The 21,914-nt window shown below is 68.0% G+C and carries 25 protein-coding genes; 14 read left to right on the top strand and 11 right to left on the bottom strand.

The window, feature by feature from the left end:
• Positions 1-87 precede the first annotated feature (87 nt).
• From RN02_RS09200 to RN02_RS09190, 3 genes are all read right to left on the bottom strand, one after another.
• A complete protein-coding gene (locus RN02_RS09200) occupies positions 88-1,752 on the bottom strand; it encodes a phosphoethanolamine transferase (protein WP_043314183.1) in 1,665 nt (554 codons plus the stop codon).
• A 132-nt stretch (positions 1,753-1,884) separates the two neighbouring features.
• The gene (locus RN02_RS09195; protein WP_043314182.1) at positions 1,885-2,676 is read right to left on the bottom strand and encodes a hydroxypyruvate isomerase family protein; all 792 of its coding nucleotides are present in this window, start codon (positions 2,674-2,676) and stop codon (positions 1,885-1,887) included.
• An 11-nt stretch (positions 2,677-2,687) separates the two neighbouring features.
• Positions 2,688-3,575 (bottom strand): NAD(P)-dependent oxidoreductase, encoded by an 888-nt coding sequence (locus RN02_RS09190; RefSeq protein ID WP_043314181.1) that lies wholly within the window; start codon positions 3,573-3,575, stop codon positions 2,688-2,690.
• Between the two features lie 169 nt (positions 3,576-3,744).
• Between RN02_RS09190 and RN02_RS09185 the strand changes: the two genes are divergently transcribed.
• Genes RN02_RS09185 through phnE form a run of 4 tightly spaced genes read left to right on the top strand, consistent with a single transcriptional unit; the run spans position 3,745 to position 6,996 of the window.
• Positions 3,745-4,602, top strand: a complete 858-nt coding sequence (locus RN02_RS09185; protein ID WP_043272540.1) for a putative selenate ABC transporter substrate-binding protein — start codon at positions 3,745-3,747, stop codon at positions 4,600-4,602.
• Positions 4,599-5,402, top strand: a complete 804-nt coding sequence (locus RN02_RS09180; RefSeq protein ID WP_043314180.1) for a phosphonate ABC transporter ATP-binding protein — start codon at positions 4,599-4,601, stop codon at positions 5,400-5,402. The genes RN02_RS09185 and RN02_RS09180 overlap by 4 nt, the downstream gene beginning before the upstream one ends.
• On the top strand, positions 5,396-6,217 hold the full coding sequence (locus tag RN02_RS09175; RefSeq protein WP_043314179.1) for a PhnE/PtxC family ABC transporter permease: 822 nt from the start codon (positions 5,396-5,398) through the stop codon (positions 6,215-6,217). The genes RN02_RS09180 and RN02_RS09175 overlap by 7 nt, the downstream gene beginning before the upstream one ends.
• Complete coding sequence (phnE, locus tag RN02_RS09170) at positions 6,214-6,996, top strand: phosphonate ABC transporter, permease protein PhnE (protein WP_052267681.1); 783 nt, start codon at positions 6,214-6,216, stop codon at positions 6,994-6,996. The genes RN02_RS09175 and phnE overlap by 4 nt, the downstream gene beginning before the upstream one ends.
• Before the next feature lie 188 nt (positions 6,997-7,184).
• Here the strand turns inward: phnE and RN02_RS09165 are convergent, their stop codons facing one another.
• A complete protein-coding gene (locus tag RN02_RS09165; RefSeq protein ID WP_043314178.1) occupies positions 7,185-7,550 on the bottom strand; it encodes a DUF5064 family protein in 366 nt (121 codons plus the stop codon).
• A gap of 65 nt (positions 7,551-7,615) precedes the next feature.
• Positions 7,616-7,933, bottom strand: coding sequence for a DUF2288 domain-containing protein (locus RN02_RS09160; RefSeq protein WP_043272537.1), 318 nt, complete (start codon positions 7,931-7,933; stop codon positions 7,616-7,618).
• Positions 7,934-8,237: 304 nt separating this feature from the next.
• Between RN02_RS09160 and RN02_RS09155 the strand changes: the two genes are divergently transcribed.
• The 7 genes from RN02_RS09155 to vapC all read left to right on the top strand — a co-directional run bounded on the left by RN02_RS09155 (position 8,238) and on the right by vapC (position 13,946).
• Complete coding sequence (locus tag RN02_RS09155) at positions 8,238-9,359, top strand: branched-chain amino acid ABC transporter substrate-binding protein (protein ID WP_009620634.1); 1,122 nt, start codon at positions 8,238-8,240, stop codon at positions 9,357-9,359.
• Positions 9,360-9,478: 119 nt separating this feature from the next.
• Complete coding sequence (gene livH, locus RN02_RS09150) at positions 9,479-10,399, top strand: high-affinity branched-chain amino acid ABC transporter permease LivH (protein WP_009620635.1); 921 nt, start codon at positions 9,479-9,481, stop codon at positions 10,397-10,399.
• Entirely contained in the window at positions 10,396-11,649 is a 1,254-nt protein-coding gene (locus tag RN02_RS09145; protein ID WP_043314177.1) for a high-affinity branched-chain amino acid ABC transporter permease LivM, read from the top strand. Before livH ends, RN02_RS09145 begins: the two co-directional genes overlap by 4 nt.
• Positions 11,646-12,413: a high-affinity branched-chain amino acid ABC transporter ATP-binding protein LivG gene (gene livG, locus RN02_RS09140; protein ID WP_009620637.1), complete on the top strand. Its 768-nt coding sequence runs from the start codon at positions 11,646-11,648 to the stop codon at positions 12,411-12,413. The genes RN02_RS09145 and livG overlap by 4 nt, the downstream gene beginning before the upstream one ends.
• A 3-nt stretch (positions 12,414-12,416) precedes the next feature.
• Positions 12,417-13,118 carry an ATP-binding cassette domain-containing protein gene (locus RN02_RS09135; RefSeq protein WP_009620638.1) on the top strand — a complete coding sequence of 234 codons (702 nt, stop codon included), beginning with the start codon at positions 12,417-12,419 and terminating at the stop codon, positions 13,116-13,118.
• 184 nt (positions 13,119-13,302) lie between these two features.
• Positions 13,303-13,533 carry a type II toxin-antitoxin system VapB family antitoxin gene (vapB, locus tag RN02_RS09130; RefSeq protein ID WP_009620639.1) on the top strand — a complete coding sequence of 77 codons (231 nt, stop codon included), beginning with the start codon at positions 13,303-13,305 and terminating at the stop codon, positions 13,531-13,533.
• Entirely contained in the window at positions 13,533-13,946 is a 414-nt protein-coding gene (gene vapC, locus RN02_RS09125) for a type II toxin-antitoxin system tRNA(fMet)-specific endonuclease VapC (RefSeq protein ID WP_043314176.1), read from the top strand. Before vapB ends, vapC begins: the two co-directional genes overlap by 1 nt.
• Positions 13,947-14,386: 440 nt before the next feature.
• Here the strand turns inward: vapC and RN02_RS09120 are convergent, their stop codons facing one another.
• Positions 14,387-15,076: a GntR family transcriptional regulator gene (locus RN02_RS09120; RefSeq protein ID WP_043272533.1), complete on the bottom strand. Its 690-nt coding sequence runs from the start codon at positions 15,074-15,076 to the stop codon at positions 14,387-14,389.
• Positions 15,077-15,140: 64 nt separating this feature from the next.
• Positions 15,141-15,875, bottom strand: a complete 735-nt coding sequence (locus tag RN02_RS09115; protein WP_043314175.1) for an SDR family NAD(P)-dependent oxidoreductase — start codon at positions 15,873-15,875, stop codon at positions 15,141-15,143.
• Between the two features lie 152 nt (positions 15,876-16,027).
• Between RN02_RS09115 and RN02_RS09110 the strand changes: the two genes are divergently transcribed.
• Both RN02_RS09110 and RN02_RS09105 read left to right on the top strand, forming a co-directional pair.
• A complete protein-coding gene (locus RN02_RS09110) occupies positions 16,028-17,092 on the top strand; it encodes a phosphotransferase (protein ID WP_043314174.1) in 1,065 nt (354 codons plus the stop codon).
• Positions 17,089-18,411 carry an aspartate aminotransferase family protein gene (locus tag RN02_RS09105; RefSeq protein ID WP_043314173.1) on the top strand — a complete coding sequence of 441 codons (1,323 nt, stop codon included), beginning with the start codon at positions 17,089-17,091 and terminating at the stop codon, positions 18,409-18,411. The genes RN02_RS09110 and RN02_RS09105 overlap by 4 nt, the downstream gene beginning before the upstream one ends.
• A 13-nt stretch (positions 18,412-18,424) precedes the next feature.
• Here the strand turns inward: RN02_RS09105 and RN02_RS09100 are convergent, their stop codons facing one another.
• The 3 genes from RN02_RS09100 to RN02_RS09090 all read right to left on the bottom strand — a co-directional run bounded on the left by RN02_RS09100 (position 18,425) and on the right by RN02_RS09090 (position 20,419).
• On the bottom strand, positions 18,425-18,883 hold the full coding sequence (locus tag RN02_RS09100; RefSeq protein WP_043314172.1) for a hypothetical protein: 459 nt from the start codon (positions 18,881-18,883) through the stop codon (positions 18,425-18,427).
• Between the two features lie 23 nt (positions 18,884-18,906).
• Positions 18,907-19,389, bottom strand: coding sequence for a glycine zipper 2TM domain-containing protein (locus RN02_RS09095; protein WP_043314171.1), 483 nt, complete (start codon positions 19,387-19,389; stop codon positions 18,907-18,909).
• A 115-nt stretch (positions 19,390-19,504) separates the two neighbouring features.
• Positions 19,505-20,419, bottom strand: a complete 915-nt coding sequence (locus RN02_RS09090) for a LysR family transcriptional regulator (protein ID WP_043314170.1) — start codon at positions 20,417-20,419, stop codon at positions 19,505-19,507.
• 102 nt (positions 20,420-20,521) lie between these two features.
• On the opposite strand from RN02_RS09090, the gene RN02_RS09085 reads away from it, so the two are divergent.
• Positions 20,522-21,121 carry a short chain dehydrogenase gene (locus RN02_RS09085; RefSeq protein ID WP_043314169.1) on the top strand — a complete coding sequence of 200 codons (600 nt, stop codon included), beginning with the start codon at positions 20,522-20,524 and terminating at the stop codon, positions 21,119-21,121.
• A gap of 328 nt (positions 21,122-21,449) precedes the next feature.
• On the opposite strand, the gene RN02_RS09080 is transcribed toward RN02_RS09085, so the two are convergent.
• Positions 21,450-21,848, bottom strand: a complete 399-nt coding sequence (locus RN02_RS09080) for a DUF488 domain-containing protein (protein WP_043272526.1) — start codon at positions 21,846-21,848, stop codon at positions 21,450-21,452.
• Positions 21,849-21,914 lie beyond the last annotated feature (66 nt).

The raw sequence follows: 21,914 nt of genomic DNA, 5'->3' as shown, positions 1-21,914 counted from the left end.
TGAAAAAGGCCGTGCGGGATGACCCGCACGGCCTTTTTTTCGCCTGAAGCGCCCCTGTAGGAAAAGCGGAAGGCTACGGCATCGGCATCATTCGCCCGCCGCCACCGCGTTGCCGCGGCAGGAGTGGAAGATGTCCAGGCCGGGCTGATACAGGCTGGTGCGCACGTCCAGCAGGCCGAGCACCGAGTGGAACAGGTTGTCGTGGCTCAGGTCCTGCTCGTCGCGCTTGCCGGCCAGGCAGCCGCGGTCGATGCCCAGGTCGCGCAGAGTCGAGGGGCCGAACCACATCACCATGGGCACGTGGGTCTGCGCCGCCGGGGCGATGGCATAGGGCGCGGCGTGCAGGTACACGCCGTTCTCGCCCAGCGACTCGCCATGGTCGGAGACGTAGAGCATCGAGGTGTCGTACCTGTCGCTGTTCTTCTTCAGCAGCTCGATGACCTTCGACAGGAAGAAGTCGGTGTAGAGGATGGTGTTGTCGTAGACGTTCACCAGCTCGTCCTTCGAACAGCTGCCCAACTGGTTGGTGCGGCACACCGGCTTGAAGCGCTCCATGTCCGCCGGGTAGCGGTCGTAGTACTCCGGGCCGTGGCTGCCGTCGGCGTGCAGGACGATGATGGCGTTGTCCTTCAGGCCATCGATATACGCCTGCAGGTCCTGCAGCAGGGCCTCGTCCAGGCAGCGGTTGCCATCGCAGAACGGCCCGGGCTGGTTCTTCGGGATGTCGCGGTGCGGCACGCGCAGGCAGGTGCCCTTGCAATCGCTGTTGTTGTCCAGCCAGAGCACCTGCAGGCCGGCGCGCTGCAGCACGTCCAGCAGGCTCTCGTAGGTCTTGCCCTTCTTGTCGCTGTAGTCCTCGCGGGGGAACCTGGAGAACATGCAGGGCACCGAGACCGCGGTGGAGGTGCCGCAGGAATGCACCTGGGTGAAGTTGAGGATATCCAGCTTCGCCAGCTCCGGGTTGGTTTCGCGGGCGTAGCCGTTGAGCGAGAAGTGGTCGGCCCGCGCGGTCTCGCCGACGACGAAGACGAACAGCGACTTCTTCGCCCGTTGCGCGGCCTTGGCGCTCTGCACCGCGTCCTCGCCGATCTTCTGCACCACCAGGTCGGCCTTCTTGATGCCCAGGCGCTGCTTGCCGTACTTGCTCACGGCGTAGATGTAGTTGGTCGGATTGATGAAGTGGGTCAGCTTGTCTTCCTCGCGGAAGATCGGCGCATAGGTGGAATAGAAGCTACCCACCATCACCGCCACTGCGGCCACGCAGGCGAACACCACCAGCACCTTGTTCAGCAGCCCGCGCAGGAACGGCTTGTAGGCCACCGGCAACGCCCAGACCAGCGCCGACGGCAACGCCCCGAGCAGCAGCAGGTAGGCCACCAGCCGGCCGCTGAACAGCGCCTCGGCCTCGCCCGGGTTGGTCTCGAAGACGTTCTGCACCATCACCGTGTCGATGGCGATGCCGTAGCTGTTCATGAAGTAGGCCGCGGCGGCCGAGCACAACGCCACCAGGGTCAGCGCCGGCTTGAGCAGCGGGCGGAACGACACCAGGGTCAGCAACAGGGTGAAGGCGGCCCAGAGGAAGACGCCGAAGGAAGCGAAGAAGGCGATGCGGTACGCCCCCTGCAGCGGCACCAGGCCGTCCAGGGCCTTCCAGGTGGCGAGGTTGTAGAACAGCACCAGGGCCAGGGAAAACAGCAGGACCAGGCGGTTGGAACTGATGGTGGGTAACAGGCGGCGGTTGCCCTCGGACATCGAGGCACTCCTTGACTGGGTGCAGCGGAAAGAACGGCATCGCCCGCCGTCGCGGCGGGCGCGCCGAATCTACTGATCAGTTAGTCAAAAAAGTGTCAAATTTGCCACTGAATCGATACAACGTTTGTCGGCTCAGGCCGATTGCAGACGTTCCCGCCAAGCCGGCAACCAGCCCAGGCCAGCGCTGATGGCGCCGACCGGGCGGTATTCGGCGCCCAGCCAGCCGGCGTAGCCCTGGGCCCGCAGGGCCGCCAGCGCCGGCTCGAAGTCCAGTTCTCCGCTGCCCGGCTCGCCGCGCCCGGGGGCGTCGGCGAACTGCACGTGGCCGATATGCCCTTGCAGCTGGCGCACGCAGTCGGCCAGGTCCAGGCCCATGCGCGCCATGTGGTAGAAGTCCAGCTGCGCCGCCAGGTTCGGGTGGCCGACGCGCGCCAGCATGTCCAGCAGATGCTGCGGGGTGTTGAGCAGGAAGCCGGGCATGTCGTGCAGGTTGATCGCCTCCATCAGCACCGCGACGCCGCGCCCGGCGAAGGCCTCGGCGGTCTGCCGCAGGTGTTCGGCCAGCAGCGCCAGCGCCTGCTCGCGTTCGACGCCCTCGGCCAGGCGCCCGGCCAGCACGTTGATCTTCTGCGGCCGCAGCACCTCGGCGTACTCCAGGGCCTGGCGCAGCCCGGCGGCGAACTGCGCCTCGCGCCCTGGCACCGCGGCCAGCCCGGCGCCGCCCTGCATCAGGTCGCCGGCCGGCAGGTTGAACAGCACCAGCGGCATGCCACTGCGCTGCAGCTCGGCCTGCAATGCCGCGGCCGGCACCTCGTAGGGAAACTGGATCTCCACCCCGGCGAAACCGGCCTCGGCGGCGGCGCGCACGCGCTCCAGCAGCGGCAGCTCGGTGAACAGCAGGGACAGATTGGCGCAGATCGGCATGGCGGCTTTCCTCAATCGCGGGGTTGGCGGTACTGCTCGACCAGGGTGGCCGGGTCGTGCGCCAGGTGGCCCTGGCTGCCGTGCAGGCGCATCAGCTGCGCGGCCAGGCCGCTCATGGGCGTGGCCGAGCCCTGCTCGCGGGCCAGCTTGACCGCGGTGTCCAGGTCCTTGAGCAGGGTGCGCACGTGCCACTTGACCGGCTCGAAGCGGCTCTCGGCCATCTGCGGGGCGAGGATCTGCAAGGGCTTGGAGTCGGCGAAACCGCCGGCCAGGGCCGGAGCGATCAGGCTGGCGTCGACCCCGGCGCTCTCCGCCAGGGCCACCACTTCGGCGATCACCAGGGCGTTGCAGGCGACGATCATCTGGTTGCACACCTTGGTCACCTGGCCGGCGCCGACCTCGCCCATGCGCGTCAGGCGCTGGCCGAGATGGGCGAGAACGGGGCGGACGCGCTCGATGTCCTCCACCCGGCCGCCGGCCATGATCGCCAGGCTGCCGGCCTCGGCGCCCGGGGTGCCGCCGGAAACTGGCGCATCGACCCAGCGCATGCCGCTGCGGGATTCGAGTTCGGCGGCCATCTCGCGGGTGGCGGCCGGCTCCAGGCTGGAGAAGTCCACCAGCAACTGCCCGGGCTTCGCCCCTTCGACGATGCCGCCGGAGCCGAACACCACCTCGCGCACGGCGGCGGTGTCGGCCAGGCAGAGCATGACGATCTCGGCATCCGCGCACAGCTGCGCAGGGCTCTGCGCGGCGCGGGCGCCCTCCCCGGCCAGCAGCTCGCGCTTGGCGGCGGAGCGGTTCCACACGGTCAACGGGTAGCCGGCAGCCAGCAGGCGGCGGCTCATGGGCACGCCCATCAGGCCGAGGCCGGCGAAGGCGATGGAGGGCAAGGCAGACATGGCTGGCTCCTGTCGGGCAAAATAGCGGGCACGGGGACGGCCATCTTAACCGTCCACCGCCGCCTTCGCCGAGCCTGCGAGCCCGCCGCCGTGGTCATTTCCACGCGCACCGGCAGACCGCCACTATACTTCCCAGGCTTTTTCCGCTATTGAACCGGAGACTGCTCCCATGCTGAAACGCACCCTGGCGCTCGCCGCCTGCTTTGCGCTGTCCCTTTCCGCCAGCTTCACCCAGGCCGAAACCCTGAAGGAACTCAAGGTCTCGGCGATCCCCGACGAAGCCCCCACCGAGCTGCTGCGCAAGTTCAAGCCGCTGGGCGAATACCTGCAGGAACGCCTGGGCATGCCGGTGAAGTTCATCCCGGTGTCCGACTACGCCGGCGTGGTCGAGGCCCTGGCCGCCGACCGCCTGGACATGGCCTGGCTGGGCGGCTTCACCTTCGTCCAGGCGCGCCTGAAGACCGGCAACGCCATCCCGCTGGTGCAGCGCGAGCAGGACCAGCAGTTCACCAGCAAATTCATCACTGCCGATGCCAACGTGAAGTCGCTGCAGGACCTCAAGGGCAAGACCTTCGCCTTCGGCTCGGTGTCCTCCACCTCCGGCAGCCTGATGCCGCGCTACTTCATGCAGAAGGACGGCATCGTCCCCGAGCAGTTCTTCTCCCGCGTGGCCTACTCCGGCGCCCACGACGCCACCGTGGCCTGGGTCCAGGCCGGCAAGGTGGACGCCGGCGTGCTCAACGCCTCGGTGTGGCAGAAGCTGGTGGACGCCGGCAAGGTCGACACCGACAAGGTGAAGGTCTTCGCCACCACCCCGACCTACTACGACTACAACTGGACCGTGCGCGGCAACCTCGACCCGGCCCTGGCCGAGAAGATCAAGCAGGCCTTCCTCGACCTCGACCCGAGCAAGCCGCGCGACAAGGCCATCCTCGACCTGCAGGCGGCCAGCCGCTTCATCGAGACCAAGCCCGAGAACTACAAGGGCATCGAGGAGTCGGCCCGCGCCGCCGGCCTGTTGAAGTGAGCCTGCGCCTGACCGGCGTGGAGCACCAGCACGCCAACGGCCAGCGCGCCCTCGCCGGCATCGACCTGAACGTCGAGGCCGGCGAGCGGGTGGCGATCATCGGCCCCTCGGGCGCCGGCAAGACCACCCTGCTGCGCGTGCTGGCCACCGCGCTGAAGCCCAGCCATGGCGAGATCGAACTGCTCGGCAGCCAGCCCTGGCGCTTGAGCAGCTGGGCCCGCCAGCGCCTACGCGCGCGCATCGGCCTGATCCACCAGGCGCCGCCGCTGCCGCCGCGCCAGCGGGTGGTCAACGCAGTGCTGGCCGGGCGCCTCGGCCAGTGGCCGCTGTGGAAGAGCCTGGCCAGCCTGCTCTACCCGCTGGACATCGACGGCGCCCGCGAGGCCCTGCGCAGCCTGGACCTGGCCGACAAGCTGTTCCAGCGCTGCGACCAGCTTTCCGGCGGCCAGCTGCAGCGCGTCGGCATCGCCCGCGCGCTGTACCAGCAGCCGCAGCTGCTGCTGGCCGACGAGCCGGTCTCGGCGATGGACCCGGTGCTCGCCGGGCACACCCTCGACCTGCTCACCCGCGAGGCCGCCAACCGCGGCCTGACGCTGCTGGCCAGCCTGCACGCCGTCGACCTGGCCCTGGCGCACTTTCCGCGCATCGTCGGCATCCGCGACGGGCGCATCGTCTTCGACAAGCCGGCCGCCAGCGTCAGCCCGGACGACCTGCAGCAGCTCTACGCCAACGAGCAGCTGAGCCTGGATGCCCCGGCGCCGGTCGAGCCCCTGCACGTGGTGCAGATCCCGCGATGCTGAAACCCCGCGACCCCGCCGCCCTGCCGCGGCTGCTGCTGACCGTCCTGGCGCTGCTGTTGCTGTGGCCCGGCCTGCGCCTGAGCGAACTGGACATCCCCGGCCTGTTCAGCGGCGACAATGCCCGCACCATGGCTGGCTTCCTCGCCGGCTTCTGGCCCCCGGCCCATGATGCCGAATTCCTCGCCATCCTCGGCCGCGCCACCCTGGAAACCCTGGCCATCGCCACCGCCGGCATGGCCCTGGCCTGGCTCATCGCCTTCCCCGCGGCGCTGCTGGCCACCCGCGCGCTGTCGCTGTCCGCCCTGCCCCGCGGCGGCCTGCCGGCCTGGTGGGCGCGGGCCCTGCGCTGGCCGGTGCGGCTGCTGCTGATCGTGCTGCGCAGCATCCCGGAGATCGTCTGGGCGCTGCTGTTCGTCCGCGCCGTCGGCCTGGGCCCCACCGCCGGCGTCATGGCCATCGCCATCACCTACGGCGGCATGCTCGGCAAGGTCTACGCGGAAATCTTCGAATCGGTGGACCCGCGCCCCACCCGCGCGCTGCTGCTGGGCGGCGGCTCGCGGCTGGGCGCCTTCGCCTACGGCCTGCTGCCCCAGGCGGCGAGCGAGATGATCTCCTACACCGTGTACCGCTGGGAGTGCGCCATCCGCGCCTCGGTGGTCATGGGCTTCGTCGGCGCCGGCGGGCTCGGCCAGCAGGTCGACCTGTCGCTGCGCATGTTCGCCGGCGGCGAGGTGGCGAGCATCCTGCTGACCTTCCTGCTGCTGGTGCTGGGCGCCGACCAGCTCAGCCGCTTCCTGCGCCGGAGGCTGGAATGAACCGCGCCCGCGCCGGCCTCTTGCGCGCCATCGGCTGGAGCCTGGCGATCCTCCTCGCGGTGGTGGCCTCCTTCGTCTACCTGCAAGTCGACAGCGACGGCCTGCTCAGCGGCGAAGGCCTGCGGCAGATGCTCGGCTACGCCCGCGACTTCTTCCCGCCGGACCTGTCCGCCACGCACCTGAGCGCGGTGGGCCGCGGCGCCCTGGAAACCCTGGCCATGTCGGCCCTGGGCACATTGCTCGCGGCCGTGTTGGGGATGCTCTTCGCGCTACCGGCCGCCGGCCGCTTCGGCGCCGCCGCGCAGAGCCTGGCGCGCTTCGTTCTCAACGCCCTGCGCGCAGTGCCGGAACTGGTGTGGGGCGCGCTCATGGTGCTGGCCGCGGGCCTGGGCCCCAACGCCGGCACCCTGGCCCTGGCCCTGCACACCGGCGGCGTGCTCGGCCGGCTGTTCGCCGAAGCCCTGGAAAACACCCCGGCCGAACCCGCCGAGGCCCTGCGCCTGGGCGGCAGCGGGCGGGTCGCGGCCTTCGCCTACGGCACCCTGCCGGCGGTCTGGCCACAGCTGGTGGCCTACATCCTCTACCGCTGGGAGAACAATATCCGCATGGCCAGCGTGCTCGGCTTCGTCGGCGCCGGCGGCCTGGGGCAGATGCTCTACTTCAGCCTCAGCCTGTTCCAGCAGGCCCAGGCGGCCACGGTGATCCTCGCCATGCTGGTGCTGGTGCTGGGCGTCGACACCCTCAGCGCCTGGGCGCGGCAGCAGTGGGTCAGCGCCTGACAACCTACGGCGTTATCCGCCGAATCGCGGACGGAGTCCGCTCCTACCGCATGAGCGAGCATGGCTTTCGTAGGATGGTGTTTCTCCTGCGCCTTGCGGGAGACGCCGTCCGCGGTTACCGGTGGCAACCCAGCGGTTTCGCGCCCATGAAAAAGCCCGGCACACGCCGGGCTTCTTCGTATCGTGGCTCACTCGCCGCCATGGAGCACCTTGTCCAGGTCCACCGGATCCCCCGGATGGGTCCCCAGCTTGACGCGGATGTCCTCGAACATCGCATCGTATTCCTTGTGGATGCGCACGATCGGCCCGAAGCGCGGGTGCAGGCCATGCTTCTGCGCAATGCGGGTGGCATCGCTGGCGAAGTTGAAGGCCTGGTCCTTGGGCATGTCGAACTCTTCCTTGAAGGCATTGCCGTCGATGCTGCCGTCCATGGTGAAGTGGACGTAGGCGCCCTTCTCGGCGTCGTGGCGAATCTCGTAGTACAGGTTGATATCCAGCGCCTGCTGGTCAAGGCCCGGCAGGGCGTGGAGATGCAGGTGACCAGGCTCGAACATGACGTGACTCCTTGCAGTGGTCACGCAAGTCTAGCTCGCCTGCGGGCAACGCAAGCCGCCCCGGGTCAATGCAGCGTGTTTTTTTCCGCACGCTCCTGAACCAGCACCCAGGGCGCCACCACCACCGCCCACAGCTGCGGGTCGCGCTCCAGGAAGTCGCGGGCGCGGGCCTCGTCGACCCGCGCCAGGTCGCCGCTGGCCAGCCAGGCGGCGACCTTCTGGCGGTCGTCCTCGGCCACGGCCTGCGCGGCCTCCACCAGGTCGACGGCCTCGCCCACCTGCAGCAGGGCGCCGCGGGCGAAGAACGGCTGCAGCTCCTGCCAGGAAATCATCGCGGTCTCGCCGAGCAGCTTGGCATAGAGGGTGCTAGTTTGTTCAGTCATGGTACTCACCGGGAAATCAGGCGGCGCCATGATACCGCCCGGTCGTCGCCAGGCAAGTTTCCCGGGAGTTGCGCGGGGGTGGATGTGACCAAAGGAGGGCTACTGGCACAACGCCGTTTTTCTATACGTTTGTTTCGTCTTTGCGACATGGGGCGAAACGCCCCGCCGCCAGCGGCTTTTCAAGCGGCGAAGCGGCACTCTACACTGTACCGGTACAGTTGCCGGCGGCTTCCCCCGGGCGCAAAGCCCGTCGAACCGCGGCCACGAACCACAAGAACGAAAACACAAGAAAGAGTGGAGCATTATGAAAAAGGGTACCCAACGTCTTTCCAAACTGTTGACCGCCATGGCCCTGGCCGGCGTCGCCAGCTATTCGATGGCCGCCGATACCATCAAGATCGCCCTGGCCGGTCCGGTGACCGGTGCGGTCGCCCAGTACGGGGAGATGGAGTTCGTCGGCGCCAAGATGGCCATCGAACAGATCAACAAGGCCGGCGGCGTCGACGGCAAGCAGCTCGAAGGCGTGGTCTACGATGACGCCTGCGATCCGAAGCAGGCCGTGGCGGTCGCCAACAAGATCGTCAACGACGGCGTCAAGTTCGTCGTCGGCCACCTGTGCTCCAGCTCCACTCAGCCGGCCTCGGACATCTACGAGGACGAAGGCGTCCTGATGATCTCCCCGGCCTCCACCAGCCCGGACATCACCAGCCGCGGCTACAAGCTGATCTTCCGCACCATCGGCCTGGACAACATGCAGGGCCCGACCGCCGGCAAGTTCATCGCCGAGCACGTCAAGCCGAAGATCGTCGCGGTCATCCACGACAAGCAGCAGTACGGCGAAGGCATCGCCACCGCGGTCAAGAAGACCCTGGAAGACGCCGGCGTGAAAGTCGCCCTGTTCGAAGGCATCAACGCCGGCGACAAGGACTTCTCCTCGCTGATCGCCAAGCTCAAGCAGGCCAAGGTCGACTTCGTCTACTACGGCGGCTACCACCCGGAACTGGGCCTGCTGCTGCGCCAGACTTCCGAGAAAGGCCTGAAAGTCGGCTTCATGGGCCCGGAAGGTGTCGGCAACAAGGAAATCTCCGCCATCGCAGGCCCCGCTTCCGAAGGCCTGTACGTGACCCTGCCGAAGTCCTTCGACCAGGATCCGAAGAACCAGGCCCTGGTCGCCGCCTTCAAGGCCAAGAACCAGGACCCGAGCGGCCCGTTCGTGTTCCCGGCCTACGCCGCCGTGCAGGTCATCGCCGACGGCATCAAGAAAGCCGGCAGCGAAGACACCGAAAAGGTCGCCGCCGCCCTGCGCAGCAACACCTTCGACACGCCCACCGGCGCCCTGGCCTTCGACGAGAAGGGCGACCTGAAGAACTTCAACTTCGTGGTCTACCAGTGGCACAAGGACGGCACCAAGACCGAAGTCAAATAAGGTCTGCCGCCTGAGGTCCAGAGCCCACTGCGCCCGCAGTGGGCTTTGTTTATTCCGCGTATTCCGGGGGTCCGTCGCGCCACAAGCGCCGCTTCACGCGACGCCCGAGGAGTTAGGTGATGCCTGAGCTCTATCACTACCTGCAACAGCTGGTCAACGGCCTTACCGTTGGCAGCACCTATGCCCTGATCGCCATCGGCTACACCATGGTCTACGGCATCATCGGCATGATCAACTTCGCCCATGGCGAGGTCTACATGATCGGCTCGTACGTAGCCTTCATCGTGATCACCGGCCTGGCCATGATGGGGATCGTCAGCCTGCCGATCGTCATCTTCTGCACCTTCGCCGCCGCCATCATCGTCACCAGCGCCTATGGCTACAGCATCGAACGGATCGCCTACCGCCCGCTGCGCGGCAGCAACCGGCTGATCCCGCTGATCTCGGCCATCGGCATGTCGATCTTCCTGCAGAACGAGGTCCTGCTCGCCCAGGACTCCAAGGACAAGGCCATCCCCAACCTGCTGCCGGGGAACTTCGTCTTCGGCGATCCCACCTACGGGGTGACCGTCTCGTACATGCAGGTGCTGATCTTCATCGTCACCCTGCTGGCCATGTACGGCCTCAGCCTGTTCATCTCCCGTTCCCGCCTGGGCCGCGCCTGCCGCGCCTGCGCCGAGGACATCAAGATGGCCAACCTGCTGGGGATCAACACCAACAACATCATCGCCCTGACCTTCGTCATCGGCGCCACCCTGGCCGCCGTGGCCGCGGTGCTGCTGGGCCTGCAGTACGGCGTGATCAACCCGAACATCGGCTTCCTCGCCGGCATCAAGGCCTTCACCGCCGCGGTGCTCGGTGGCATCGGCAGCATTCCGGGCGCCATGCTCGGCGGCCTGGTGCTGGGCGTCGCCGAAGCCTTCGGCGCCGACGTGTTCGGCGACCAGTACAAGGACGTGGTGGCCTTCAGCCTGCTGGTCCTGGTGCTGCTGTTCCGCCCCACCGGTCTGCTCGGTCGTCCGGAGGTGGAGAAGGTATGAACAAGCGACTCAAGACAGCTTTCTTCAGCGCCCTGCTGGTGCTGGCGGTGGCCTACCCGATCCTCGGGGTGAAACTCAGCGTCATCGGCATCGGCCTGCAGCTGGAAGGCGTCAGCCCCAGCACCCTGTGGACCATCGCCGCGTGCGCCGTGGCCATGTTCGTCTGGCAGCTGGTGCGCGATCGCTTCAGCTTCAGCCGTGGCCGTACCCTGCACCTGGGCGAGAACAACTTCCTGTACCGCTCGCTGACGCAGCCTTCGGTGCAGCGCAAGGTGATCATCGTGATGATCCTGGTCGCCCTGGCCTGGCCCTTCTGGGGCTCGCGCGGGGCGGTGGACATCGCCACCCTGGTGCTGATCTACGTGCTGCTGGGCCTGGGCCTGAACATCGTGGTGGGCCTCGCCGGCCTGCTCGACCTGGGCTACGTCGGCTTCTACGCCGTGGGCGCCTACAGCTACGCGCTGCTCTCGCACTACTACGGCCTGGGCTTCTGGACCTGCCTGCCGATCGCCGGGGCGATGGCCGCGCTGTTCGGCTTCCTGCTCGGTTTCCCGGTGCTGCGCCTGCGCGGCGACTACCTGGCGATCGTGACCCTGGGCTTCGGCGAGATCATCCGCGTGCTGCTGCGCAACCTCACCGGCCTGACCGGCGGCCCCAACGGCATCAGCAGCATCGAGAAGCCGACCCTGCTCGGCCTGACCTTCGAGCGCCGCGCCCCCGAGGGCATGCAGACCTTCCACGAGTTCTTCGGCATCGCCTACAACTCCAACTACAAGGTCGTGTTCCTCTACCTGGTGGCGCTGCTGCTGGTGCTGCTGGTGCTGTTCGTCATCAACCGCCTGCTGCGCATGCCCCTGGGCCGCGCCTGGGAAGCGCTGCGCGAAGACGAGATCGCCTGCCGCGCGCTGGGCCTGAACCCGACCATCATCAAGCTCTCCGCCTTCACCCTCGGCGCCTGCTTCGCCGGCTTCGCCGGCAGCTTCTTCGCCGCGCGCCAGGGCCTGGTGACCCCGGAGTCGTTCACCTTCATCGAGTCGGCCACCATCCTCGCCATCGTCGTCCTCGGCGGCATGGGCTCGCAGCTGGGCGTGATCCTCGCCGCCGTGGTGATGATCCTGCTGCCCGAGCTGATGCGCGAGTTCAGCGAATACCGCATGTTGATGTTCGGCGCCATCATGGTGCTGATGATGATCTGGCGTCCGCAGGGCCTGCTGCCGATGCAGCGCCCGCACCTGGAGTTGCGTAAATGAGTCGACCGATTCTTGAAGTATCCGGCCTGACCATGCGCTTCGGCGGCCTGCTGGCCGTCAACGGCGTCGCGCTCAAGGTCGAGGAAAAGCAGGTGGTCTCGATGATCGGCCCGAACGGCGCCGGCAAGACCACCGTGTTCAACTGCCTGACCGGCTTCTACCAGCCCACCGGCGGGCAGATCCTGCTGCGCGGCGAGCCGATCCAGGGCCTGCCGGGCCACAAGATCGCCCACCGCGGCGTGGTGCGCACCTTCCAGAACGTCCGCCTGTTCAAGGAAATGACTGCGGTGGAGAACCTGCTGGTGGCCCAGCACCGGCACATCAACACCAACTTCTTCGCCGGCCTGCTGAAGACCCCCGGGTTCCGCCGCGCCGAGGCCGAGGCGCTGGACTACGCGGCGCACTGGCTGGAAGTGGTCAACCTCAAGGATGTCGCCAACCGCCCGGCCGGCACCCTGGCCTACGGCCAGCAGCGCCGCCTGGAGATCGCCCGCTGCATGATGACGCGCCCGCAGATCCTCATGCTCGACGAGCCGGCCGCCGGCCTCAACCCGCGCGAGACCGAGGACCTCAAGGCGCTGATCGCCATGCTGCGCGCCGAGCACGGCGTGACCGTGCTGCTGATCGAGCACGACATGAAGCTGGTGATGAGCATTTCCGACCACATCTACGTGATCAACCAGGGCACGCCCCTGGCCGACGGTACCCCGGAGCAGATCCGCGACAACCCGGACGTGATCAAAGCCTATCTGGGGGAGGCCTGAGCCATGCTGAAGTTCGACAAGGTCTCCACCTTCTACGGCAAGATCCAGGCCCTGCACGAGGTCAGCCTGGAAGTGCAGCAGGGCGAGATCGTCACCCTGATCGGCGCCAACGGCGCCGGCAAGTCGACCCTGCTGATGACCCTCTGCGGCTCGCCGCGGGCGGCCTCCGGCAGCATCAAGTACCTCGGCGAGGAACTGGTCGGCCAGGAGTCCTCGCACATCATGCGCAAGAGCATCGCGGTGGTCCCCGAAGGCCGCCGGGTATTCGCCCGCCTGACCGTCGAGGAAAACCTGGCCATGGGCGGCTTCTTCACCAGCAAGGGCGACTACCAGGAGCAGATGGACCGCGTCCTGGGCCTGTTCCCGCGCCTGAAGGAACGCTTCAGCCAGCGCGGCGGCACCATGTCCGGCGGCGAGCAGCAGATGCTCGCCATCGGCCGCGCGCTGATGAGCAAGCCCAAGCTGCTGCTGCTCGACGAACCGTCCCTGGGCCTGGCGCCGATCATCATCCAGCAGATCTTCGACATCATCGAACAGCTGCGCAGCGAAGGCGTGACCGTCTTCCTCGTCGAGCAGAACGCCAACCAGGCGCTGAAGCTCGCCGACCGCGGCTACGTGCTGGAGAACGGCCACATCGTGATGCAGGACACCGGCGCCAACCTGCTGGTCAACCCCAAGGTACGCGACGCCTACCTGGGGGGTTGAGCCTCTTGCGGCAAGAGAAAACGGCCCTTCGGGGCCGTTTTTCTTTGGTTCTTCGCAGGATGGTTTGAGCCCTGGCGATGGGTATCGCTCCGCTCAACCCATCCTACGATTGAAGCCTGGTATATCCCGTTGACATATCCCAAGTTCGCCTTACCATGGAACCTCCCCTTCCCGGAGGCCGAGCATGGAACAAGGCGCCGTATTCCAGAGCAACCGCAGCCAGGCCGTGCGCCTGCCCAAGGCCGTCGCGCTGCCTGAAGACGTGAAGCGCGTAGACGTCGTGGCCATCGGCCGAACCCGCATCCTCACCCCGGCCGGGGAGAGCTGGGACAGCTGGTTCGACGGCGAGAACGTCAGCGCCGACTTCATGAGCGAGCGCGAGCAACCGGCGGAACAGGAACGCGAGGGGTTCTGATGCTGAAGTTCATGCTCGATACCAACATCTGCATCTTCACCATCAAGAACAAGCCGCAAGTCGTTCGCGAGGCCTTCAACCAGCACCATGGGCAGTTGGCGATCAGTTCGGTGACGCTGATGGAACTGATATACGGCGCCGAGAAGTCCTCCATGCCGGAACACGACCTGGGCATCGTCGAAGGCTTCGCCGCACGCCTGGAAGTGCTCGACTACGACGGCAACGCGGCGGCCCACACCGGGCAACTGCGCGCCGAACTGGCGCGAATCGACAAGCCCATCGGCCCCTACGACCAGATGATCGCCGGGCACGCCCGTTCCCGCGGGCTGATCCTGGTCAGCAACAACCTGCGCGAATTCGAGCGAGTGCCGGGGCTGCGCCTGGAGGACTGGACTGCGGCCCCATCGCCTTAGGTGCCGCAGCGGAATCTGTTCGCGAGCAAGCTCGCTCCTACGAAAAGCCGTGCACGCCTGTAGCGTAGGAGCAGGCCCTGCCTGCGAATCGCGCGCAGGGCGCGCTCCTACATTGGAATGGCATGACCGAAAAGGCCGGCGCGCGGCCATGCATGGCGATGGGTATCGCTTCGCTCAACCCATCCTACGACTGCGCCCTCTGCGGAGCTGCGAAAACGGCAGGATGAAACCTCCCTCCCCGGTCGCACGGACAGCCCCCTCTCCCTTCAGGGAGAGGGTTGGGGAGAGGGAGCGGAGTCAATCCGAAACACAGTTGCCGCCGGTAAACACCGTTCGCGAGTAGGAGCGGACCTTGTCCGCGATAGCCGGACCCACCGGCGCGGTTCGCGGATGAGATCCGCTCCTACGCTGCCCCACCCGCGCCATTCCCATGGGGGGATTCACCCCGCCGCCCGCGCCTCGTCCTCTTCGCGCTGGGCGAGGAACTCCAGCATCTTCTGACTGCCATCGGTGAGGTCGGCGCAGATGGCCACTCGCGCCGCGGCACCATCGCCTTGCTGCAGCGCGTGCAGCACCTCCCAGTGGTGCTCCACCGCCATGCGTTCGTTGAAGCTGCCGTAGGTCCGCGCGATCAGCGGCCCGGTGCGCATCCACAGGCTGTCGAGGAAGCCCTTGAGCAGCGGCATGCCGGCGATCTCGGCGAGGGCGAAGTGGAAGGCCTGGTTGAGCTTGAGCGCCGCCACCAGGTCGTCGGCGTGGATGGCCGCGAGGTTGTCGCGGATGTTCTTCTCCAGCATCGCCAGTTGCGCGGGCGTGACGCGGCTGGCCGCGGTCTCGGCGGCCAGGCCCTCCAGGGCCACGCGGATGCTGCGGATTTCCAGGTACTGCTCGCGGCTCAACACCGGCACGCGGATGTCCCTTGGCGTGCGCAGCACCAGGGCCTGCTCCTTGGCCAGTTGCAGGATGGCGTCGCGCACCGGCGTCACGCTGGTGCCCAGCTGCTGCGCCAGGTCGCGGATGCGCAGGCGGTCGTCGGGCTGGAAGCGTCCGGTGATCAGCGCCTCGCGCAGCAGCGCGTAGACGCCGCTGCCCAGGTAGGCGTGGTTGAGGCCGTCGATGGGATAGTTCATGGGCTCCTCGTGCTATTCCGGGCGCGATGATGCGGCGGTCGCCGGCGAATTGCCAGCCACCGGCTCAGACGTGCTGGCCGCCGTTGACGTGGATTTCCGCGCCGTTCACATACGAAGCTCCCTGGGTGCACAGGAAGTGGATCAGCGAGGCGACCTCCTCCGGCTTGCCCAGGCGGTGCATGGGGATGTCGCGCTCGACGATCAGTTCGGTGCCCGACGACAGGATCGAGGTGTCGATCTCCCCCGGCGCGATGGCGTTCACCCGCACGCCGTGGCGGCCGAAGTCGTAGGCCATCTCACGGGTCAGCGCCGCCAGCGCGGCCTTGGACGAGGCGTAGGCGACGCCGGCGAAGGGGTGCACCCGCGAGCCGGCGATGGAGGTGACGTTGATGATGCTGCCCTGGGCCGCCTTCAACTCCTCGAACAACCCGCGGGCCAGCAGCGCGGTGGAGAACAGGTTGACGTTGAACACCTTCAGCCAGGTGCCGTAGTCGCTCTCCAGCACACCCATGCGCTGGCCTTCCGGGCCCTTGGGCGAAATGCCGGCGTTGTTCACCAGGGCGTCCAGTCGGCCGCCGAGCTTCTCGCGGATGGCTGGCAGGGCGGCCTCGACGCTGGCGATGTCCTCGAGGTCCAGGTGGATGTGGTTGAGCAGCCCCTCGGCCCAGGGGCATTCGGCCACCCAGTCCTGGCGCGAGGCGGTGAACACCCGCCAGCCGGCGGTGTTGAAGTGCTTCACGGTGGCGTGGCCGATGCCGCGGCTGGCGCCGGTGAGCAGCAGGGTCCTGGGTTCGCTCATGTGCGTGTCCATCCATTCGGGCTTGCGGAGTGCGTTCGATGATGACGCAATCGGCCACCGAATAAAATATGATGCATCATATTTTCTTTATGCTTTAATGGCCGCCAGCCCCACAAGAACGACAAGCACGACAAGAACCGGAGCCCCCGCGCATGCCGCTGACCGCCCTCGCCCACGATCCCCTGCTGGAAGCCGCGCCCGCCCAGGTCACGCCGGACCAGGCCGCGGCCATCGCCCGCGACTGCTTCGGCCTGGAAGGCCCGCTGCAACGCCTGGCCGGGGAGCGCGACCTGAACTTCCAGATCGGCGCCCACGACAGCGCCAGCCGCCTGCTCAAGCTGTCCCACCCGCTGGAGGACCCACAGGTGGTGGACTTCCACAACCGCGCCCTGCTGCGCGTCCAGCAGGCCGACCCGGACCTGCCGGTGCAGCGCGTCTATCCGGCCCTCGACGGCCAGTACCAGACCTGGGTGGAAGTGGACGGCCAGCGCATGCTGGCGCGGCTGATGTCCTTCGTCGAAGGCCTGCCGCTGCACCGCGTGCCCCAGCGCTCGACGGCGCTGCGGCGCAACCTGGGCGAAGCCCTGGCGCGCCTGGACCTGGCCCTGCACGGCTACCAGCACCCGGCCTCCGGCCACGAACTGCTCTGGGACCTGCAGCACGCCCAGCGCCTGCGCCCGCTGCTGCGGCACATCGACGATGAGGAACTGCGCGCCCTGGTCGAGCGCGCCCTGGACAACTTCGAGGAACACGCCCTGCCGCGCCTGCCGACGCTGCGCGCCCAGGTGATCCACAACGATCTCAACCCGCACAACGTGATAGTCGACGCCGCGCACCCCGAGCAGTTGCGCAACATCCTCGACTTCGGCGACATGGTCCATGCCCCGCTGGTCAACGACCTCGGCGTGGCCGCCGCCTACCAGCTGGGCAGCGAGGGCGACGTGCTGGCCCCGGCCCTGGAGTTCATCGCCGCCTATCACGCGCGCAACCCGCTGCTGGAAGCCGAGCAGGACATCCTCTGCGACCTCATGGCCACCCGCCTGGTGCTCACCCTGGGCATCACCGCCTGGCGCGCCAGCCTGCACCCGGAGAACCGCGACTACATCCTGCGCAACGCCCGCCAGGCCCGCGCCAGCCTGCAGGGCCTGGCCGGGCTGTCCCGATCCGAGGCGCGCGAACGCATCGCCCGCGCCTGCCACGAGGAGTCCCCCGCATGACCATGACCAATGGCTACAGCCCGGCCGACGCCGAGCGCCTGAGCGACAAGGAACGCAGCCTGATCGAGCGCCGCGAGCGCCTGCTCGGCCCGGCCTACCGGCTGTTCTACGAGCGCCCGCTGCACACGGTGCGCGGCGAGGGCGTGTGGCTCTACGACGAGCAGGGCCGGCGCTACCTCGACGCCTACAACAACGTCGCCTCGGTCGGCCACTGTCACCCGCGGGTGGTCGAGGCCATCGCCCGCCAGGCGGCGCTGCTGAACACTCACACGCGCTACCTGCAGGAAGGCATCCTCGACTACGCCGAGGACCTGCTGTCCACCTTCCCCGCCGAACTCGGCCAGGTGATGTTCACCTGCACCGGCAGCGAGGCCAACGACCTGGCCCTGCGCATCGCCCGCCACCACACCGGCGGCAGCGGGGTGATCGTCACCCGCTTCGCCTACCACGGCGTCACCGGCGACATTTCCGAACTCTCGCCGGCATTGGGCAGCGGCATCACCCTGCCCGCCCACGCGCGCACCGTGCGCGCGCCGGACGCCTACCGGCTGGGCGCGGAGAACGTCGCACGAATCTTCGCCGAGGACGTGCGCGCCGCCATCGCCGACCTGCGCGCCAACGGCATCGAGCCCGCCGCGCTGCTGGTGGATGGCATCTTCGCCAGCGACGGCGTGTTCGCAGGCCCCATCGGCGTCCTCGCCGAGGCGGTGGCCGTGGCCCGCAGCGAAGGCCTGCTCTACATCGCCGACGAAGTGCAGAGCGGCTTCGCCCGCACCGGCGAACGCATGTGGGGCTTCCAGCGCCACGGCGTGCAGCCGGACCTGGTCACCCTGGGCAAGCCCATGGGCAACGGCCAGCCCATCGCCGGCGTGGTCGCCCGCCCCGAGGTACTGGAAAGCTTCGGCCGCAGCGTGCGCTACTTCAACACCTTCGGCGGCAACCCAGTGAGCTGCGCCGCCGGCCAGGCGGTGCTCGACGTGATCCGCGAGGAAGGCCTGCAACAGCGCTCGGAACGGCTCGGCACCTACCTGCGCGAAGGCTTTCAGCGCCTGGCCCGGCGCCACGAACTGATCGGCGACGTGCGCGGCGCCGGGCTGTTCCTCGGCGTGGAGCTGGTCGCCGACCGCGCCAGCAAGGCCCCGGCCGCCGCGCAGACGCGCCGGGTGGTCAACGCCATGCGCGAGCGCGGCGTGCTGATCAGCGCCGCCGGCCCGCAGGAGAACATCCTCAAGATCCGCCCGCTGCTGGCCTTCGAGCAGGAACACGCCGACCTGCTGATCGACACCCTGGACGCCGCCCTGGCCGAAACCGCCGGCTGAACGGGGCGCGCCGCTACAGGTGCACCCCGAGGTTGAGCATCCCGGCCGAGTTGCCCAGCACCACGAACTCGCTGGCGAAGCGGCCGACCTGGGCGCCGACCGAGGGAATGACGGCCGGCGCCACGCCGTAGCGGTTGAGCGGGATCTTGTCGCGGTACTCGCCGCGGTAGCCCTGGATGGCGCCGCCGGTGACCTTGAAGTAGAACGGCGAGTCGTCCAGGTCGAAACGCTTGCCGGCGTAGACGTAGTTGGAGCGCTGGCGGAACGAGTTGCGGAAGGTCGCGCCGCCCCACACCCAGCCATCGTCGCGGTTGCGCTCGACGCCGATCAGGTCCTGGTGGTTGTTGTGTTGCGGGTCGTGGTTCCAGTGCCGGGTGAACACGCTGGTCTGCAGGTACCAGGAATCGCCCTCGCCGGCCCAGGCGGCGGGCGCCAGCAGCAACGCCGCCAGCAGGATCAGTGCCTTGTTCATGACTGTGCCTCCTGCACGGCGGCTCAGAGCGTCACGCGGCTGGCGCCGTTGACGCTCATGATGCGAACGCGGTCGCCAACGCGGAAGCGCTGGCCGGCATCCACCGCCTGGACGTAGGCGCGGGACATGCCGTCGTCCTCGCGGACCACGATTTCCACGCCCTGGGTACGCGTCAGGCCCTCTTCCAGCGCCGAGCCGGCGGCCCCACCGGCGACGCCACCGAGGACGGTGGCGATTGCGGCGCCACGGCCACCCCCGATGCCGCTGCCGGCGATACCGCCAACGGCGGCGCCGGCCAGGGTGCCGATCGGCGTCCTGGTGCCTTCGATCTGCACCGCGCGCAGGGATTCGATGGTGCCCATGCGCACGCTCTGCACCGCGCGGGCATCGGCGCGGGAATAGCTGCTGCCGGACAGGTTCGAGGCACAGCCGGACAGCACCAGGGCGCTGCCGACGAAGGCGGCGAGCAGCAGGGAGCGGGAGGCTTTCAAGGTCGGGTTTTTCATGCTCGGGTCCTCGCGGACGGTCACTAAGGGAATGGACAAAGCCTATTCCCTCGTCACTGAACACCCCCTGAACTCCAGCTGAACCCGCACTGAACGAAGCTGAACGAAGCCGTTTTCAGCCCTGAAGTTGCAGCAGACGCTGGCGGGCGCGCTCGAACCAGGCCAGCAGGTAGTCCACCAGCAGTTGCGTGCGCCGCGGCAGCCCGCCCTGGTACGGGTGCACCAGGAACACCGGCGTGCTGCGCGTCTGGTAGTCGCGCAGCAACCAGCGCAGGCGGCCGTCGGCCAGTTCGTCCTGGAGCATGTAGGACGGCAGCCGGGCGATGCCGACGCCGGCCAGCGCCGCCTTCTTCAGCAGGGTGTAATGGTTGCTCGCCAGCACCCCGCCGACCTCCACGCGGAACAGCTCGTGCTGGCGCTGGTACAGCCACGGTCCGGGGCCCGGGTAGTGGGTGTTGAGCAGGCAGTTGTGCCCGGCCAGGTCCGCCGGCCGCTGCGGTTCGCCGTGGGCGGCGAGGTATGCCGGGGTGGCGCAGGTCAGCTCCTGCAGGGCGAACAGCGGATGCGCCACCAGGCGCTCGTCGCCGCCGACGCCGGAGCGGATCGCCAGGTCGAAGCCCTCGGCCACCAGGTCGCGGCGCTCGTTGGCCAGGTCCAGTTCCAGGCGGATGCCCGGATGGATGCGGGAGAACTCCACCAGCCAGGCGTCGAAGAAGGTCTCGCCGAGGGACACCGGCACGCTCATGCGCACCGTGCCGCGCGCCTCCTCCTGCAACCGCGCCACCGCCTGCCGCGCCCGCGCCGCCTGGGCGTTGAGCGCCTGGGCCTCGGGCAGCAGCGCCTGGCCGGCGGCGGTCAGCGCCAGGCTTCGCGTCGTGCGGTGCAGCAGGGTCACGCCCAGGGCCTGCTCCAGGGCGCTGATGCGCTTGGACAACTGCCCCTTGCTGCAGCCCAGGCGCTCGGCGGCGCGGGTGAAGCTGCCGCATTCCAGCAGCACGGCGAAGGCCGAGAGGTCTTCCAGTTCGCCCATGATTGTTTCCCCACGAAAACGACAGGTTGCCGATTACCCCGGTTATCTCAACAAAATACGTCCCTAGACTGGCTCCGTCACCCACTCACTCCCGGAGTCAGCATGAAGATCATCCTCGTCGGCGCCAGCGGCACCCTCGGCCAGGCCGTGGCCAGCGAACTGGGCCAGCGCCATGAGATCGTCCGCGTCGGCCGCAGCAGCGGCGACCTGCGGGTGGACATCACCGACAGCGCCTCGATCCGCGCCCTGTTCGAGCAGGTGGGCCCCTTCGACGCCCTGGTCAGCGCCACCGGCAAGGTGCGCTTCGCCCCGCTCGCCGAGATGGGCGAAGCCGAGTACGCCGTCGGCCTGAAGGACAAGCTGATGGGCCAGGTCAACCTGGTGCTGATCGGCAGCCGCTACGCCAACGACGGCGCCTCCTTCACCCTGACCACCGGCATCCTCAGCGAGGAGCCGATCCGCCAGGGCAGCTCGGCAACCCTGGTCAACGCAGCGGTGGAAGGCTTCGTGCGCAGCGCCGCCATCGAACTGCCGCGCGGGCAGCGGATCAATGCGGTGAGCCCGAACGTGCTGGTGGAGTCGATGGCGGGCTACGGGCCGTTCTTCCGCGGCTTCAAGCCGGTGCCGGCGGCGGATGCGGCGCTGGGGTTCGCGCGGAGTGTGGAGGGGGCGGAGACGGGGCGGGTCTACAAGGTTTGGTGAGTGGGGGGCGGCTGGCTACTTGCTACTTGTAGGAGCGAGGGGGACGCCTAGTTCTTGCTCGCGAACAGAGTTACCCGGTGGCTTCGGTGTTTGGGGTTGACGCCGTCCCCTCTCCCCAGCCCTCTCCCTGAAGGGAGAGGGGGCTTGTCCGTGCCGAGAGAGGGTCAGGTTTCAGCCGGTAGCTTTCGGTGTTACCGGCTAACTCCAGAACATCCGTGTCTGCCCAACGGTCCCCTCTCCCTTCAGGGAGAGGGTTAGGGAGAGGGCGCTCTTGAGGATTCGAGCAAGAACTAGGCGTCCCCCTCGTTCCTACGAAAAGCCAACCCCCTCACTCCTTCTTCCCCGCATAACACACCGGCGAACTCCCCTCCCCCACCCTTTCCATCTCGTCCTCGAGAAACTCCGCCAACACCCGCGCATTGTTGTGCTCGGTATCCTTCGCGCCATAGAGCAGCGTCAGCTCGCCCTTGCCGGCGATGCCCAGCAGCTTCCACCAGTGCTCCGGATGCGCCGCCAGTTCGGCGTGGTAGGCGCGGCGGAATTCCTCGAACAGGCCGGGATCGTGGTGGAAACGCTGGCGCAGCTCGGTGGACGGCGCCACGTCCTTGAGCCATTCGTCCATGTGCAGCTCCTCCTTGCTGATGCCCCTGGGCCAGAGCCGGTCCACCAGGACCCGGTAGCCGTCCTCCGCGGCCGGAGCCTCGTAGGCGCGCTTGTAGCGAATCATCGGATGCCTCCTTTTGCGACTGTCCCTACCACTGTAGCCCTTGAGCAGGTGCCATTGGCTCGGTAA

Origin of the sequence: Pseudomonas sp. PI1 (genome assembly GCF_000812405.1) — a bacterium.
Lineage (GTDB): Bacteria > Pseudomonadota > Gammaproteobacteria > Pseudomonadales > Pseudomonadaceae > Pseudomonas > Pseudomonas citronellolis.
The sequence above is the reverse complement of the archived record's forward strand: the minus strand, read 5'-3'. Positions and strand labels throughout refer to the sequence as shown.